The 15,019-nt window shown below is 70.4% G+C and carries 19 protein-coding genes; 16 read left to right on the forward strand and 3 right to left on the reverse strand.

All coding sequences use genetic code 11. The features are described 5' to 3' along the window. On the forward strand, positions 1-247 hold a 247-nt coding region (locus VGE49_RS02610), incomplete at its 5' end, for a methionine adenosyltransferase domain-containing protein (protein WP_331033028.1). Between the two features lie 162 nt (positions 248-409). Then, complete coding sequence (locus VGE49_RS02615; RefSeq protein WP_331033029.1) at positions 410-1,657, forward strand: argininosuccinate synthase; 1,248 nt, start codon at positions 410-412, stop codon at positions 1,655-1,657. Positions 1,658-1,660: 3 nt separating this feature from the next. On the opposite strand, the gene VGE49_RS02620 is transcribed toward VGE49_RS02615, so the two are convergent. Beyond that, entirely contained in the window at positions 1,661-2,977 is a 1,317-nt protein-coding gene (locus tag VGE49_RS02620; protein ID WP_331033030.1) for a PQQ-dependent sugar dehydrogenase, read from the reverse strand. A 121-nt stretch (positions 2,978-3,098) separates the two neighbouring features. On the opposite strand from VGE49_RS02620, the gene VGE49_RS02625 reads away from it, so the two are divergent. From VGE49_RS02625 to VGE49_RS02640, 4 genes are all read left to right on the forward strand, one after another. Then, positions 3,099-3,596 (forward strand): hypothetical protein, encoded by a 498-nt coding sequence (locus VGE49_RS02625; protein WP_331033031.1) that lies wholly within the window; start codon positions 3,099-3,101, stop codon positions 3,594-3,596. Positions 3,597-3,706: 110 nt separating this feature from the next. Further along, positions 3,707-4,246, forward strand: coding sequence for a hypothetical protein (locus tag VGE49_RS02630; RefSeq protein WP_331033032.1), 540 nt, complete (start codon positions 3,707-3,709; stop codon positions 4,244-4,246). Between the two features lie 55 nt (positions 4,247-4,301). Next, entirely contained in the window at positions 4,302-4,940 is a 639-nt protein-coding gene (locus VGE49_RS02635) for a LysE family translocator (RefSeq protein WP_331033033.1), read from the forward strand. 87 nt (positions 4,941-5,027) lie between these two features. Continuing rightward, complete coding sequence (locus VGE49_RS02640; RefSeq protein ID WP_331033034.1) at positions 5,028-5,585, forward strand: CC0125/CC1285 family lipoprotein; 558 nt, start codon at positions 5,028-5,030, stop codon at positions 5,583-5,585. A 205-nt stretch (positions 5,586-5,790) separates the two neighbouring features. On the opposite strand, the gene VGE49_RS02645 is transcribed toward VGE49_RS02640, so the two are convergent. Next, complete coding sequence (locus VGE49_RS02645; protein ID WP_331033035.1) at positions 5,791-6,531, reverse strand: DUF6065 family protein; 741 nt, start codon at positions 6,529-6,531, stop codon at positions 5,791-5,793. 87 nt (positions 6,532-6,618) lie between these two features. Between VGE49_RS02645 and VGE49_RS02650 the strand changes: the two genes are divergently transcribed. The 9 genes from VGE49_RS02650 to VGE49_RS02690 all read left to right on the forward strand — a co-directional run bounded on the left by VGE49_RS02650 (position 6,619) and on the right by VGE49_RS02690 (position 12,982). Further along, positions 6,619-7,161 (forward strand): prolyl-tRNA synthetase associated domain-containing protein, encoded by a 543-nt coding sequence (locus tag VGE49_RS02650; protein ID WP_331033036.1) that lies wholly within the window; start codon positions 6,619-6,621, stop codon positions 7,159-7,161. 193 nt (positions 7,162-7,354) lie between these two features. Further along, positions 7,355-8,254, forward strand: coding sequence for an IPTL-CTERM sorting domain-containing protein (locus VGE49_RS02655; protein ID WP_331033037.1), 900 nt, complete (start codon positions 7,355-7,357; stop codon positions 8,252-8,254). 206 nt (positions 8,255-8,460) lie between these two features. Continuing rightward, positions 8,461-10,236 carry a tetratricopeptide repeat protein gene (locus tag VGE49_RS02660; protein ID WP_331033038.1) on the forward strand — a complete coding sequence of 592 codons (1,776 nt, stop codon included), beginning with the start codon at positions 8,461-8,463 and terminating at the stop codon, positions 10,234-10,236. Between the two features lie 223 nt (positions 10,237-10,459). Then, complete coding sequence (locus VGE49_RS02665; protein WP_331033039.1) at positions 10,460-11,359, forward strand: co-chaperone YbbN; 900 nt, start codon at positions 10,460-10,462, stop codon at positions 11,357-11,359. Positions 11,360-11,372: 13 nt separating this feature from the next. Then, entirely contained in the window at positions 11,373-12,032 is a 660-nt protein-coding gene (locus VGE49_RS02670) for an LON peptidase substrate-binding domain-containing protein (protein WP_331033040.1), read from the forward strand. A gap of 113 nt (positions 12,033-12,145) precedes the next feature. Next, on the forward strand, positions 12,146-12,340 hold the full coding sequence (locus tag VGE49_RS02675) for a Trm112 family protein (protein ID WP_331033041.1): 195 nt from the start codon (positions 12,146-12,148) through the stop codon (positions 12,338-12,340). A gap of 104 nt (positions 12,341-12,444) precedes the next feature. Next, entirely contained in the window at positions 12,445-12,597 is a 153-nt protein-coding gene (locus tag VGE49_RS02680; protein ID WP_331033042.1) for a hypothetical protein, read from the forward strand. Next, positions 12,597-12,809 carry a hypothetical protein gene (locus VGE49_RS02685; protein WP_331033043.1) on the forward strand — a complete coding sequence of 71 codons (213 nt, stop codon included), beginning with the start codon at positions 12,597-12,599 and terminating at the stop codon, positions 12,807-12,809. Before VGE49_RS02680 ends, VGE49_RS02685 begins: the two co-directional genes overlap by 1 nt. Then, complete coding sequence (locus VGE49_RS02690) at positions 12,806-12,982, forward strand: hypothetical protein (protein ID WP_331033044.1); 177 nt, start codon at positions 12,806-12,808, stop codon at positions 12,980-12,982. Before VGE49_RS02685 ends, VGE49_RS02690 begins: the two co-directional genes overlap by 4 nt. A gap of 145 nt (positions 12,983-13,127) precedes the next feature. Here VGE49_RS02690 and VGE49_RS02695 read toward each other — a convergent pair whose 3' ends face one another. Further along, a complete protein-coding gene (locus tag VGE49_RS02695) occupies positions 13,128-14,378 on the reverse strand; it encodes a UbiH/UbiF/VisC/COQ6 family ubiquinone biosynthesis hydroxylase (protein WP_331033045.1) in 1,251 nt (416 codons plus the stop codon). 132 nt (positions 14,379-14,510) lie between these two features. Here VGE49_RS02695 and VGE49_RS02700 point away from each other — a divergent pair. Beyond that, positions 14,511-15,019: DNA translocase FtsK 4TM domain-containing protein (locus VGE49_RS02700; protein ID WP_331033046.1), on the forward strand; the 509-nt coding region annotated here is incomplete at its 3' end.

Here is a 15,019-nt window from a genome sequence, read left to right on the forward strand (position 1 = left end):
CAAGCCCCTGTCGGTCCACGTCGACCTGCACGGCACGGGCAAGATCGACGAGGCGGTGCTGGAAGCCGAACTGCCCAAGCTGATCGGCGGCGCCTCGCCGCGCGCCATCCGCGAGCACCTGGGCCTGAACAAGCCCATCTACCGCCGCAGCGCCGCCTACGGCCACTTCGGCCGCGCCCCCGACGCCGACGGCGGCTTCAGCTGGGAAAAGACCGATCTGGTCGACCAGCTGAAAGCCCTCGTCTGAGGCCAGCCGTCGCCTGATGGATGAAGGGCGTCGCGGCTTCGGCCGCGGCGCCTTTTTCACATCTAGCGCCCACGACACAATCATGCCCTTGCATCAGGGGGCGTCTGGTCCTTTAAGCGCGCCAGATACGCCTCCCCGCGTCCCGAAAGGATTTTTCCACCCATGACCTCGCCCGCCCCCCAAGACCGGCCGATCAAGAAAGTCGTCCTCGCCTATTCGGGCGGGCTGGACACGTCGATCATCCTGAAGTGGCTGCAGGAGGAATACGGCGCCGAGGTCATCACCTTCACCGCCGACCTGGGCCAGGGCGAAGAGCTGGCTCCGGCCAAGGAGAAGGCGCTGAAGCTGGGCATCAAGCCCGAGAACATCTTCATCGACGACCTGCGCGAGGAGTTCGTGCGCGACTTCGTCTTCCCCATGTTCCGCGCCAACGCCCTGTATGAGGGCCAGTACCTGCTCGGCACCTCGATCGCGCGTCCGCTGATCGCCAAGCGCCAGATCGAGATCGCCCGCCAGCTGGGCGCCGACGCCGTCTGCCACGGCGCCACCGGCAAGGGCAACGACCAGGTCCGCTTCGAGCTGGGCTACTACGCCCTGAACCCGGACATCCACGTCATCGCCCCCTGGCGCGAGTGGGAGTTCCGTTCGCGCGAGGCCCTGCTGGACTTCGCCGAGAAGCATCAGATCCCGATCGCCAAGGACAAGCGCGGCGAGGCCCCCTTCTCGGTCGACGCCAACCTTCTGCACTCCTCGTCCGAGGGCAAGGTGTTGGAAGACCCCGCCGTCGAGGCCCCCGAGTTCGTGCACCAGCGCACCCTCTCGCCGGAAGCCGCCCCGGACGTCGCCACGGTCATCACCATCGGTTTCGAGAAGGGCGACGCCGTCTCGATCAACGGCGAGGCCATGAGCCCCGCCACCCTGCTGACCGCCCTGAACCAGTACGGCCACGACAACGGCATCGGCCGTCTGGACCTGGTCGAGAACCGCTTCGTCGGCATGAAGTCGCGCGGCGTCTATGAGACCCCCGGCGGCGCCATCCTGCTGGCCGCCCACCGCGGCATCGAGTCCATCACCCTGGACCGCGGCGCCATGCACCTGAAGGATGAACTGGCGGTCAAATACGCCCACCTCGTCTACAACGGCTTCTGGTTCTCGCCCGAGCGCGAGATGCTGCAGGCCGCCGTGGACAAGAGCCAGGAGAAGGTGTCGGGCACGGTCCGGGTCAAGCTCTACAAGGGCAACGCCACCGTCGTCGGCCGCGAAAGCCCCTACAGCCTCTACGACCAGGACCTCGTCACCTTCGAGGAAGGCGTCCAGGCCTATGACCACAAGGACGCGGCCGGCTTCATCAAGCTGAACGCCCTGCGCCTGCGCGTCCTGGCCAAGCGCGACGCCCGCACCAAGGGCTGATCTCTAAGGCTGCGACCGGGCGATCCTCAGGATCGCCCGGCTGCGGTCGTCCGTGACCCAGATCGACCCGTCGGCGGCGACCGCCATGACCACCGGCGAGCCGCGCGGCTGACGCCCCGCCACCCGGTCCCAGCCTGGCGTCAGCACCCTGCCCTTCACGCTCGGGGCCCCCGCCGGATAGGCCATCGCCCCGCGCGGATAGACGGCGTATCGCCCGCCCACATCGGTCAGGGGAACACCCCGCGCATCCGTCTCCGCCGCCGTGATCCGGCCCGCCGTGCGCTGATAGCCGTGCCAGGTCATCAGCAACCGGCCGCGCAGTTCGGGGAACATCGCCCCCTCGTAATAGATCATGTCCAGCGGCGCCGCGTGCGGCGGCAGCAGGGCTACCGGCTGATCACGCTCGCCGCAGCGCGCCTGTCGGGCAGGCCAGCCCGGCAGCGGCGTCTGCAAATCGACGCAGTAGGGCCAGCCGTAATGCCCGCCCTGCCGAAGCACATTAACCTCGTCGAACGGATGCTCGGGCGTGGTCAGATCCACCGAGTTCTCGGCCTGCAGCACCGCCCCCGACGCATGACGTACCAGGGCGATGGAGTTGCGCAGGCCGCTGGCGAAGACGCTGCTCTCCTCGGCCCAACGTCCATCCCCCAGATAGGCGTGACGCCGCACCTGAGCCGTCGCCGCGTCCTCGACGCAGGCCCCGCGCGCATCCGCCTTCACCTTGCCCGCCGCGTCCAGACAGCGGTCGCTGGGCGCCCCGACATTGACCAGCAGATCGCCGTTGCCGTCGAAGACGAAGCTCGACAGCGGGTGGCGGTTGTCGTGCAGCCGATTGTCCGGCAGGCCGCCGATCACGGTGCGTACGCTCAGCTCCGGATCGGCTGCCTCGGGGTCCAGGGTCAGGATGCGGTTCATCTCGGACACATAGATCCGCCCGTCCGGCCCGCGCGCTGCGGTGTGCGGCATCGACAGGCCGCCCGCCAGCCGCCGCCACCGCGCCGAGCCGTCGTCCGCGAACGACAGCCGCCACACCGCGCCCCGCCCCGCCTCCCAGCCGCCCAGGTCCGTCACCAGCCAGTCGCCGTCGGCCAGCGGCATCAGGCCGCGCGGCATCCTCGGCCCCTCGCGTCCCGCTCCTTGCCAGACCAGGCCCAGACACAGGCCCGGCGCCATCCGCACCATCGTCGCGGGTCGCCCGCCGCAGTCGCCGGAGGTCGCATAGGCGCGCGTCCGGCCGCCCGTCTGGGCCTCCGCCGGCGCGGCGCACGGCGTCAGGCCGATCACGGCGGATAGACCGAACAGAAGGGAAGATCGTCTCATGACGCCATGCTGGCGCTTGCTCTCGGCCTCTGACAAGGCCAACCTTGAGAGGTGATCGATCGACCTGGTCGATGTTGTCTTGCGGCGAGTTCTTCTCCCGCCCTGCCGGAGCCTCCCTCTCATGTCCCTGCGCCTGACCCTCGCCGCCGCCGCGGCGACGCTCGCCTTCGCCGCGCCCGCCTTCGCCCAGGAAGCCGCCCCGGCCGCCCCGGCCGAAGCCGCCCCCGCCCCCGCCAAGCCCAAGTCCCCCGCCGAGATCGAGATGGAGGCCAAGGCCGAGGCCTTCCAGGCCCGCATGGAAAGCCTGCAGACCGAACTGACCGCCGTGGTCGACGGCCCCGACGGCGGCGATGAAGCCAAGCGCATGGCCGACGCCGATGTCATCCTGGGCCGCTATCAGTCCGACTTCGACGCCTTCGCCACCGCCTTCGAGACCTTCCTCGACAGCCAGCTGGCGGCCGCCGCCGAGGATAGCGAACGCCAGGAACTGACCGAGGCTCGCGCCAAGGTCGGCCCCGCCATTCGTGGCATCGCCCCGCAGATCCGCCTGGCCGTCCAGCAGGCCATCGCCGCCAAGGCCGCCGCCCCGGCCGCCACGGTCGTCGCCACGCCCCAGTAAGCGTCTTCAAGGAGGGGCGGCCGTCGCGCCGCCCCTCGCCTTACCGCGATTTCACTTGAGGCCGGGCGGCGTTCGGCGGACCTTGCCGCGTCCGCCGAAGGAGCCCCGTGATGATCCGCGCCCTGTCGCTCGCCGCCGCCCTCGCCCTGCTGCCCGTCTCCGCCGCCGTGGCCCAGGAGGCCAAGACCTCGGCCGAGGTCCAGCTGGAGGCCGCCGCCGCCCGCTTCGAAAAGAAGATGGAGGAGTTCGGCGAACGCGCCGAGGCCATCCAGGACGACGACGCCCTGGACGAAACCACCAAGGGCCTGCGCGTCGCCGCCCTGTGGTCCGAGTATCAGCCCCATGTCGCCGCCTTCACCGGCGTCGCGGCCCAGCAGGCCGGCGAGATCGCCCAGCAGGCGCTCGCCGAGATGGACATCGAGGCCGTGGTGACAGAGGCCCTGGCCGGCGTCGCCCCCATGGTTCAGGGCCTGGCCGTCAACGGCGCCTGGGCCCATCCCGATCCTGACCAGATGGTGACTTACGGCCTCATGACCGACTACGCCGTCGGCGAGTCGCTGGACGCCGTCGACGCGCTCAACGACGCCTTCGGCGCTCCGATCGCCCCGCCCGCGCCCCCGGCCCCGCCGGCCGAGCCCGCCAGGATCTGATCTCGCCTCCAGACCGCGCTTGACCTGACCGCCCCCTCGCCGGAAAGGGGGTCGCATGGCCGCGCTTCCCGTCGATCCGCATCTCTACGCCGCCTTCCTGGGCGTCATGGCCGTCATGGCGATCACGCCGGGACCGGCCAACCTGTTCGCCGTGGCGACCGGGATGGAGAAGGGCCGCGCCTCGGCCCTGATCGGCGTGGTCGGCATGAACGCCGCCACCCTGGTCTGGTTCGGCGCCGCGGCCCTCGGCCTCGGCGCCCTGGTCGCGGCCTTCCCCCAGGTCTTCCGCCTCATCGCCGTCCTGGGCGCCCTCTATGTCGCCTGGCTGGGGATCAAGGCCCTGCGCGGGGCCTTCCAGACCGAGGCCCAGCCCGACCATGTCGAGGTCAAGCGCGGGCGCAGCGCCCTGATCGACGGCTTCGCGGTCCAGATCGCCAACCCCAAGGCCATCCTCTTCTTCACCGCCGTCCTGCCGCCCTTCCTTGACGTCAACCGCCCGGTCGCGCCCCAGCTGGCCCTGTTCGCCCTGGCCACCATCGGCATGGACGTCCTGTCGATGAGCGCCTACGGCCTGGGCGGCGCGGCCCTGGCCAACCGGATGAACGAGCCCCGCTTCAAGCGCGGCTTCGGGATCTTCGTCGGCGGCCTGCTGATCCTTGCGGCCGTCCTGATCGTCACCAGATTGCACGGATAGGCGTCTGTGTCGCAGGCTCAGGAACTTGGCTGTTCACCTGTCGTTCAGCACCACGGACGTTCAGTGAACGTTCAAGGAGAACCTCCCATGAGAAATCTTCGCAAAACGTCGGTTCTGGTCGCTCTGGCAGGCGCCCTGGCCCTGGGCGCCTGCGCCACCGCCACCCCCTATCAACCGGCCGGCTATCAGGGCGACCGCGGCGGCTACGCCGAGCAACGACTGGAGGCCAACCGCTTCCGCGTCAGCTTCTCGGGCAACTCCGTCACCTCGCGCGATCAGGTCGAGATGTCGCTGCTGCTGCGCTCGGCCGAACTGACGGTCGAGAACGGCTACGACTGGTTCGCCACCGTGACCCGCGCCACCGACCGCGACACCCGCTTCTATACGACGCCCGATCCCTTCTACTACGACCGCTACGGCCCCTACTGGGGTCCCCAGTGGCGCTTCTATCAGCGCGGCTACTGGAGCATGTGGGATCCCTACTGGGGTCGCGACCGCGACATCCGTCAGGTCGACCGCTACGAGGCCACCGCCGAGATCGTCATGGGCCGCGGACCCAAGCCCGCCGGCGACCCCAACGCCTTCGACGCTCGCGAGGTCATCAACAACCTCGGCCCGCGCGTGACCCGGCCTGTCTCCAAGTAAGAGGGCGCTATCGCTCGCGACGCGGTCGCTCGCTGCTTGAGCGCAGACCTATCGCGCTAAAAGCAACGCCCGCCTCGGCGATGAGGCGGGCGTTTCCATTTCTGGTCACGGCCTCAAGCAGCGCGAAGCGCGATAGGCCCCTTCAACGGCCTCAAGCAGCCCGAAGGGCGATAGGCCTCTTAAAGCCAAGACCCTCGGGTCGGCCTCAGCCGACCCGAGGCGTCTTCAGACGCCGCTTGTTCGAGTGGGTCGCCGGCGCCGAGCCCAGGGCTTCGGGCACCTCGCCCTTGAAGTAGAACCGCTGCCAGGCCTCCTTGGCCGCGTCGGGATCGCCCGAGGCCAGGCGGCTGTTGAAGTCGGTGCGCGCCCGGTTCCAGGCCTCGAACTGGCCCTTCATGCCGGGGTTGGAGTCCAGCGACCGGATCACCGGCTCAAAGGCCTCCACCTTGCGATGCTCGATCGGCAGGATGAAGCAGAAGGGCTCGCCCTTCTCGAACCGCACCTTGCCCGGCCGCGTGAAGATCCAGTTCATGGTGAAGGGGAAGGGCAGCCAGTCGGTCTCGATCAGGCCCGTCAGCGGCTGGATGCCGTCCTTGACGTGGTTGGGAGAGCCCTGCGCCAGCATGCCCCAGCCCGGCGGGGTGCGGAACAGATACTGGGGGTGCATGGTCAGCACCCCGCGCGAGAAGTGCGAGGTGACGAAGTGGTCCAGCTCCGGCTGGTGCCGGTCGGGCGTGATCTTGATGTCCGACTGGGCCGGGCCGCCGTTCCATTCGGCGGTGAAGCCGAAGGGGCACAGGATCTCCCACCCCGTGGTGTTGGCCATGTTCAGCGGCAGACAGCGATAGGGGTGACGGCTGGCGAAGGCGTCCATCCAGTTGCGCGACTGGCGGCCCGGCACCAGGTCGCACGGCCGGGCGGTCATCGGATAGCATTCCAGTTCCAAGACGCGGGCTCCCAAACAGGTCGAACAGGGGGTAACGATGATGTCCTTCTCCCCTATCGCCCCCGCCGCCCGCCCGACAAGGCCGAGATGACCGACACCGCGCCCGAACTGCCCGCCCTAGAGACCGTCCCCGCCTATGACCGCGCCCGTCTGCTGGCCTGGATGGCCGAGAACGGCGTGGTCCAGACCACCCACGACCACCCCGCCGTCTTCCGCGTCGAGGAAGGTCTGGACCTCAAGGCCGACCTGCCCGGCGTCCACACCAAGAACCTGTTTCTCAAGGACAAGAAGGGTCGATTGTGGCTGATCTCGGCGGCCCAGGACACGGTCATCGACCTGAAACGCGCCCACAAGACCCTCGGCTCGGACCGCCTGTCCTTCGGCGCCGAGACCCTGATGTGGGAGACGCTCGGCGTCCGTCCCGGCTCGGTCACGGCGCTCGGCCTCATCAACGACGCGGATCGCCGCGTGACCTTCGTCCTGGATCAGCGCCTGTGGGACGCCGACATCGTCAACTTCCACCCCCTGACCAACACGGCCACCACCGCCCTCGATCAGGCCGACTTCCGCCGCGTCCTGACCCTGCTGGACCGCCAGCCCCTGGTCGTGGACTTCGACGCCCTGGATTGAAGCGACAGAGCCCAGGTTGAATTCCGCCATCGCGCCGCCCCCCGGCGAACGTCGATCGGGCCGCCGTCGAGGTCATCCCCGTCTCCGGCCTATCGGCCTGGTCGATCGGGCAAATAGGCCTGGACGTGGACGGCAAGGTTCGATTAACCACGTTTGTTAAGCTCAAGCTTCTTCAACCTCATGGGGGGGGTCCGTGTTCTCGTTTCCGTTCGCACGCCAGGGCTGGGCCTTGGCTCTCGCCGCCGTCATGGCCGCAGGCTCCCTGCTGGCCGCCACGGCCGCACAAGCGCAAACCACTCTGAACTTCAGCCATACCGGCGCGGCCCAGCCTTGGGTCGTTCCCGCCGGCGTGACCTCGGTGACGATCGTCGCTGAAGGCGCACAAGGCTTCGACAGCGGCGCCGTCCTGGGCGGTCGAGGCGGCCGCGCGACGGGCGTGCTGGCCGTCACCCCGGGAGAGACGCTACAGATCAACGTCGGCGGACGCGGCGTGGCGGCGGTCGGCTCCGGCGTCATCATGGGCGGCGGCTTCAACGGCGGCGGCAACGGCGTGAACAACGGGCCTTCGTCCGTTGTTGTCGGCGGCGGCGGCGGGGCCAGCGACGTCAGGCAGGGTGGAACCGCGCTTGCCGATCGCAAGATCGTCGGCGCCGGCGGCGGCGGGTCCACCGCCAATGGCACGCCGGGCGGCAACGGCGGCGGGCTTGTCGGCGCCGATGGCGGCGTCGCCGGCGGCGGCAGCATCGGAACCGGCGGAACCCAGGCCGCCGGCGGAACCATCGGCGGCGCCCTGGGCGTCGGCGGCCATGCCACGGTAGCGAGCACCCCCTGGGTCGGCGGCGGCGGCGGCGGATATTACGGCGGCGGCGTTTCCAGCGCCCACTCCGGGGGCGGCGGCGGATCGTCCTACCTGGGCGGCGTGACGGGCGGTTCGACGGTTGCCGGCGTGCGCGCCGGCGACGGACTGGTTTCGATCACCTATGTATCCCCCGCGCCCGTGCCGACCATGTCCGAGTGGGCAATGATCCTCCTCGGCGTGATGCTCGCCGGCGGCGCCGCCCTCTACATCCAGCGTCGGCCGTTCGCCGTCTAGACGATCCACCCCGCCTTCTTCCGACAAGGGCGCGAAGGCGTCTCGGGTTCCTGTTCAGGGCTGCCCCAGCCAGCCCAGGAAAGTCGCGTTTCCCTGAATCGCCCTGTCGAAGCGGGGCGATGGCGGGTAATATCGCCGTTCTTCGTATCTGCGCCGAACGGCGCCGCGGGCGTTCATCGCGTCAGACCCTGACAGGGAGACGGTGCATGCGACTGTTGTGGAAAGCCCTGGCCGTGGGCGGCGCCGGTCTGGTCCTGACGGGATCGGCCGCCGCGCCGCGCCTGTCGTCCGCCCCGCTCGATGCGACCAGCCTGTTCGGCGCCCTGTGCGGACCGGGCCAGGCGGGCGGGGCCCTGCTGCGCGAGCTGCTGATCGCCTCGGCCGTCGCCGCCCCGGCCAGCCAGGCCCAGACCAGTCAGCCTCAGACCATCCCCCTCTATCCCGACCTGACGACCTCGAAGCTGATTGCGACGACCCGCGATCCCCGGGGCCAGGCCTATTTCAGCCAGGGCCTGATGCTGGCCTACGGCTTCAACCACGCCGGCGCCGTGCGCTCCTTCCGCGAAGCCCAGACGCTGGATCCCGACTGCGCCCTGTGCTGGTGGGGCGAGGCCGCGGCCCTGGGTCCCAACATCAACGCCCCGATGGACGACCGCGACCGGCCCGCGGCGCTCAAGGCCCTCAGCCGGGCCATGGCCCTGCGGACGCAGGCGGCGCCCCAGGAACAGGCCCTGATCGAGGCCCTGGCCCGGCGCTATTCCGAGGACCCCGCCGCCGACCGCGCCGCCCTGGACGCCGCCTACGCCGACGCCATGCTGGCCGTCGCCGACCGCTTCCCCGAGGACGACGACATCGCCGTCCTGGCCGCCGAGGCGGCGATGGACACCACGCCGTGGAACTACTGGCAGGCGGACAAGCGCACCCCGATCGGCCGCAGCGGCGAGGCCGTGCGCCTGGTCGAGGGGGTGCTGGCCCGCAGCCCTGATCACGTCCAGGCGGCCCACCTCTACATCCACCTGATGGAGGCCGCCGATCCGCAGCGGGCCGAGGCCGCGGCCGACCGCCTGGCCGCCGCCCCCACGACCAGCGCCGGCCACCTGGTCCACATGCCGGGCCACATCTATGTGCGGCGCGGGCGCTACGCCGACTCCATCCGTCTCAACCTGGCGGCGGCGCGGGCCGACGAGGCCTTCATCCGCGATGCGGGCGACGAGAGCCTGGTGCGCTACGGCTATTATCCGCACAACATCCACTTCATCGTCGCCTCGGCCCAGATGGCCGGCGACATGGACACCGCCCTGACCGAGGCGCGGCGCCTTCGCACCGTGCTGGACCCGGCGACCTCGGCGAAAATCGCCTGGATCCAGGTCATCGACGCCGCCCCCTATCAGGCCCTGGCCCAGTTCGCCGCGCCGCGCGCCATCCTGTCGGCCCCCGCCCCCGACGCCCGCCTGCCCTACGCCGTGGCCATGCGCCGCTACGCCCGCGCCGTCGCCTACGCCCGCCTGCGCGACCCAAGGAATTTCGAGCGCGAACTGGCGGCCATGAACGCGCTGAAAACCTCCGGCGCCTTCGCCGACATGGTCGCCCAGGGCGTGCCCGCGCCGGACCTGCTGAGCCTGGCCGAGGCCGTGGCGCGCGGACGTCTGGCCACGGCGCGCGGCCGTCATCTCGAAGCCGCCGGCCACTACCGCCGCGCCGTCGCCCTCGAGGCGAGCCTGCCCTATCAGGAGCCGCCCTACTGGTATTATCCGGTCAACCAGTCGCTGGGCGCCGCCCTCTATCAGGCCGGTCGGCCCGCCGAGGCCGCCGACGCCTTCCGCTACGCCCTGGCCCAGACCCCCGGCAACGGCTGGGCCCTCTACGGTCTGGCCCGCAGCGAAGCCGCGCAAGGGAACGCCGCCGAAGCCGCGGCGGCCGAGGCGGCCCTGCGCGCCGCCTGGCTGGGCGACCGCCGCTGGCTGCGCATGGACCGGCTCTGACAGCGCCACGACCCGATCTGTCGCAGACGCCTGCTATGCCGGCCTTTACGCCCGGCCGCGGCGGTCGATTTCAGACGATTCAGACGAATTGGACTCTGTTTTTCTCACGGACCGATCGCCGTTGCGGCCAGACGCCTCACTTCCTGCACTTGCCGCTTGATGGCGAGGCATCCCGACGCCATCTGATCCGTTACGATTCTTCGACCCTGATGCGGATCCGATCATGACCTTCGCCGACCCGACGCTGAACCCGCCCGCCGACCTGATCAAGGACGGCACCGACGCCTCCTTCATGGCCGACGTGATCGAGGCCTCGAAGCATCAGCCGATCATCGTCGATTTCTGGGCCACCTGGTGCGGCCCGTGCCGGACGCTGGGCCCGGCGCTGGAAAAGGCCGTGCGCGGCGCCAAGGGCGCGGTGAAGATGGTCAAGATCGACGTCGACGCCAACCCGGCCTATGCGGGCCAGCTGCGGGTCCAGTCGATCCCGACCGTCTACGCCTTCGTCAACGGCCAGCCGGTCGACGGCTTCCAGGGCGCCATCCCCGACAGCCAGATCAAGGCCTTCATCGACAAGCTGACCGGCGGCGCCGGGGTCAACACCGACGTCGAACAGCTGTTGTCGCTGGGCGAGGAGTCCCTGTCGCTGAACGACCTGGGCGGCGCGGCCCAGGCCTTCGCCCATGTCATGACCATGGAGCCGAACAACCCCAAGGCCATCGCCGGCATGGCCCGCGTCTATCTGGCCGAGGGCGACGCCGAACAGGCGCGCCAGACCATCGCCATGGCCCCGGCCGACTCCGCCGATCCCATGGTCCAGAGCGTGCGCGCCCAGCTGGCCCTGGCCGCCTCGGCCCCGACCGGCGCCGCCGCCGAACTGCAGGCCAGGATCGCCGCCGATCCGAACGATCATCAGGCCCGCTACGACCTGTCCCTGGCCCTCGCCTCGGCGGGCGACCTGAACGGGGCGGTCGATCAGCTGCTGGCCATCGTCAAGGCCGACCGCGAATGGAACGACCAGGCGGCGCGCAAGCAGCTGCTGACCGTGTTCGAGGCGGCGGGCGCGACCAGCGAGGTCGCCCGCGACGGCCGCCGCCGCCTGTCCTCCATCCTGTTCGCCTGATCGGAGAGCGGCGATGGCCCAGGGCTATATCAAGGCGATCGAGCTGCCCCAGGTGATCCCGGTCTTCCCCCTGCCGGGGTCGATCCTGCTGTCGCGCGGCCAGTTGCCGCTGAACGTCTTCGAGCCGCGCTATCTCAACATGGTCGACGACGCCATGGCCGGGGACCGGATCATCGGCCTGATCCAGCCCCTGACCGGCGCCAGCGGGCCCCAGCCCCCCCTGGCCCGCGTCGGCTGCGCCGGGCGCATCACCAGCTTCAACGAGACCTCCGACGGGCGCTATCTGATCACCCTGACCGGAATCTGCCGCTTCAACGTAACCGGCGAGCTTCAGGTCAAGACGCCCTATCGCCAGGTCCGTGCCGACTTCGCCGCCTTCGAGGCCGACCTGCGCGCCCCCGATCCCGCCGCCGAGTTCGACCGCCACGGCTTCCTCGACGCGCTGCGCCCCTATCTGGAACACCGGGGTCTGAACGTGGACTGGGACACCGCCGAAGCCGCGCCTCAGGAGGCCCTGATCAACAGCCTGGCCATGGCCCTGCCCTTCGAGCCGCCCGAGAAGCAGGCCCTGCTGGAAGCCCAGACGCTGGAAGCCCGCGCCGAGGCCCTGACCGCCCTGCTGCGCATCGAAGCCGCCGCCAGCGACGACGACGACGGCCCGGCGATGCAGTAGGCGCCGCCCCGACCTGGCGCTATGAACCGGCAACCGCATACGGCGGACCTTACGGGCGACCGGCTTCCTCAAGCAGCGAGCGCCCGCGGCGCGAGCGATAGGAAACAAATATGATGAGCGACGCCTTCAACACCCCCGTCTCGGTCGATCCCCGCCTGCTGGAGGTCCTGGTCTGCCCGGTCACGCGCGGCCGCCTGACCTATGACCGCGAGCGCAACGAACTGGTCTCGGCGGGCGCCAAGCTGGCCTTCCCCATTCGCGACGGCGTGCCGATCATGCTGGTCGAGGACGCCCGTCCGCTGGACTGATTTCAAGGAACCGGGCCTTACGCCGCGCTTAGACGGCGGCCCGCTTTCCGCATCGCGCCCTTACGCCGCTTGGGCGTCTTCTTCACCTCATGAAGGAGACCCCCATGAGCCGCCGCGCTTTGCTGAACCAGTCCCTGAACTCCGCCGCTCCACCGAGCGCCAATCCTCCCGGCGTCTGGCGCATGACCCAGACCGTTCTGGCCCTCTATCTGGGCTGCACGCCCCGCGACCCCGGCGACCGGAGCCGCTCGCGATGATGACCGGCTATCCCGACGCGCGCCCAGCCCAATCCCTGGCCGCGCCTCACCGCTGCCGCGCCTATGGCGTCGTCGCTCGCGACGGCGGCTGGTGCGTCACCCTGGACGACTGCGCCACCCGGCCCTTCAAGGACCGCGAGGCCGCCCTGCGCATCGCCCGCCAGCTTCAGCGCCAGGCCGACCGCCTGCACCACGCCGAGGCCCGCGTATGACCGCCACGCCCATCCTGTTTGAAATCCGCCGCCTGGGCCGGGTCTGGCGCCTGGCCTCCTCGGACGGCCTCTTCTTCGGCCTGTTCCAGACCCGGGCCTCGGCCCTGCGCTGCGCGGTGGAAGAGGCGGACCGCCGCGACGGGGGCGACGTACTGCTGCACACCCACGACTGATCCAGGGCGCGCAGCGCCCGTGACGGAGGGGGCGTCTCGACGCCAGCCCTCTGCGTCGCCCCTCCACCACTACGTGGTCCCCCTCCCCACCTTGTGGGGAGGAAAGCTCAAGCGGCCTCAAGTAGCCCGAAGGGCGATAGGCCCCTTAAAGACTCTCGCCTCGCAAGAGGCGGGGCAGGTCCCCCGTCGCGCCGCCGGCCTCGTGCATGAAGGCCCGGCGCAGGGGGGCGATGCGGTTGACCGCCGCCATGCCCAGGTCGCGCGCCAGCCGCACCGGCGGCAGATCATTGGAGAACAGCCGCACGAAGCCGTCAAAGCCCGCCGCCAAAGCCGCATTGTCGAAGCGGCGCCAGCGGGCGTAGCGTTCCAGCACCAGCTCCGAGCCGATGTCTTCGCCGATCCGCACGGCGTCGGTCAGCACCTCGGCCAGGGCGGCGGCGTCCTTCAGCCCCATGTTGAGACCCTGCCCCGCCACCGGGTGCACCCCGTGGGCGGCGTCGCCCAGGATGGCGATGCGCGGCGCCGTCAGTTTCTCCGCCAGTTGCAGCGACAGGGGATAGACGAAGCGCGGCCCCACCACCTCGACCCCGTCCAGGAACTCGCCGAAGCGGCGCATCAGGTGGGCGTGGAAGGCCTCGTCCGAAGCCGCCTTCAGGGCCTCGGCCCGGCGCGTGCTCTCGGTCCAGACCAGGCTGGCCCGCTGTTCCGTCAGGGGCAGGATGGCGAAGGGGCCGTCGGGCAGGAAATACTCGTGGGCGACATTGCCGTGGTCGCGGCCCAGCCTGACCGTCGCCACCACCCCGCTCTGGCCGTAACCCCAGCCGAAGGTGTCGATGCCTGCCGCCTGACGCACGGTCGAGCCGCGCCCCTCGGCGCCCACGACCAGGGGCGCCTGAAGGGTCGCGCCGTCCTTCAGTTTCACGGTCGCCAGACCCGGCCCGACCTCGACCCCGGCCACGCTGGCGGGCGCCCGGACCTCGATCCCGGCGGCGGTGACGGCCTGCGCCAAGGCCGTACGGATGCGGCGGTTCTCCAGCATGTAGCCCAGGGGCTCGCCGCCGTTGCGGTCGCCGATCTCGTCGGCGTCGAAACGGATATAGGCCGGCGACGGCGGGCGACTGGCGGCGCCCGGCCGCTTGCCGTCCGTGACCAGAATCCGGTCCATGCGACAGGCGTGGGGACGAAGGCTCTCGCCCAGACCGAGCGCGTCCAGCATGCGGAAGGTCGAATAGGCGATGGCGGTCGAGCGCCCGTCGAAGGTCGGCGCCAGCTGGGCGTCGAAGGGCTGGGGATCGACCAGCACCGGCTTCAGCCCGCCCTGCGCCGCCGCCAGGGCAAACGTCGCCCCCGCCAGTCCCGCGCCCGCGATGATGATGTCGTAATCGGTCTGAGCCATGCCGCCTGTGTCGCGCCGATGACCGCCCGCGTCCAGAGGCCAGACGTCGCGGACGCCGGATCGTCGCCTGGTAAACAGCCCCTTAACCCTGTCGCGCGACAAGGAAGACCTAGTCTTCTGAGGTTCGCCTTCATGTCCGTCGCCCTCGCGCTCGGCCAACGCGCCTGGTCCACCGCCCGCATCGTCTGGGCGGCGCCCTTCGCCGTGCGGTTCCGCGGCGTCCTGCAAGCCCTGCTGGCCAGCCTTCTGCTGGTCGCCATGATCTCGTGGAACCCGGCGGACCCCAGCCTCAACGCCGCCTCGACGCAGGGGCCGACCAACTGGCTGGGCGGGACGGGGGCGACCTTCGCCGACCTGATGATGCAGTCGCTGGGGCTGGCCGCCTGGCCCGCCGTCCTGCTGCTGATCGCCTTTGGCCTGGCGGTGGCCATCGGCGACGCCCTGCAGCACCGGCTGCAGCCGACCGCCTTCAAGGTCTTCTGCTCGATCGCCGGCGTCCTCTTGCTGTCCGCCGCCCTCTCGGCCCTGGCCGCGCCGGCCAGGTGGCCGCTGGCGGCGGGCCTGGGCGGCCTGTGGGGCGACGGCGTGACCGGCCTGTCGGCGCAAGGGCTGGCCGCCCTGCGCATCCCCGGCGGGCGCTG

The sequence above is a fragment of the Brevundimonas sp. genome, from assembly GCF_036405315.1.
GTDB lineage: Bacteria > Pseudomonadota > Alphaproteobacteria > Caulobacterales > Caulobacteraceae > Brevundimonas.

Bases quoted from the DNA above. Each gene is read 5' to 3' on its own strand.
- VGE49_RS02675 (WP_331033041.1), top strand. From the start codon at position 12,146: ATGAGCGACGCCTTCAACACCCCCGTCTCGGTCGATCCCCGCCTGCTG.
- VGE49_RS02620 (WP_331033030.1), bottom strand. From the start codon at position 2,977: ATGAGACGATCTTCCCTTCTGTTCGGTCTATCCGCCGTGATCGGCCTG.
- VGE49_RS02670 (WP_331033040.1), top strand. From the start codon at position 11,373: ATGGCCCAGGGCTATATCAAGGCGATCGAGCTGCCCCAGGTGATCCCG.
- VGE49_RS02660 (WP_331033038.1), top strand. From the start codon at position 8,461: ATGCGACTGTTGTGGAAAGCCCTGGCCGTGGGCGGCGCCGGTCTGGTC.
- VGE49_RS02630 (WP_331033032.1), top strand. From the start codon at position 3,707: ATGATCCGCGCCCTGTCGCTCGCCGCCGCCCTCGCCCTGCTGCCCGTC.
- VGE49_RS02665 (WP_331033039.1), top strand. From the start codon at position 10,460: ATGACCTTCGCCGACCCGACGCTGAACCCGCCCGCCGACCTGATCAAG.
- VGE49_RS02685 (WP_331033043.1), top strand. From the start codon at position 12,597: ATGACCGGCTATCCCGACGCGCGCCCAGCCCAATCCCTGGCCGCGCCT.
- VGE49_RS02615 (WP_331033029.1), top strand. From the start codon at position 410: ATGACCTCGCCCGCCCCCCAAGACCGGCCGATCAAGAAAGTCGTCCTC.
- VGE49_RS02690 (WP_331033044.1), top strand. From the start codon at position 12,806: ATGACCGCCACGCCCATCCTGTTTGAAATCCGCCGCCTGGGCCGGGTC.
- VGE49_RS02695 (WP_331033045.1), bottom strand. From the start codon at position 14,378: ATGGCTCAGACCGATTACGACATCATCATCGCGGGCGCGGGACTGGCG.
- VGE49_RS02650 (WP_331033036.1), top strand. From the start codon at position 6,619: ATGACCGACACCGCGCCCGAACTGCCCGCCCTAGAGACCGTCCCCGCC.
- VGE49_RS02625 (WP_331033031.1), top strand. From the start codon at position 3,099: ATGTCCCTGCGCCTGACCCTCGCCGCCGCCGCGGCGACGCTCGCCTTC.
- VGE49_RS02640 (WP_331033034.1), top strand. From the start codon at position 5,028: ATGAGAAATCTTCGCAAAACGTCGGTTCTGGTCGCTCTGGCAGGCGCC.
- VGE49_RS02680 (WP_331033042.1), top strand. From the start codon at position 12,445: ATGAGCCGCCGCGCTTTGCTGAACCAGTCCCTGAACTCCGCCGCTCCA.
- VGE49_RS02635 (WP_331033033.1), top strand. From the start codon at position 4,302: ATGGCCGCGCTTCCCGTCGATCCGCATCTCTACGCCGCCTTCCTGGGC.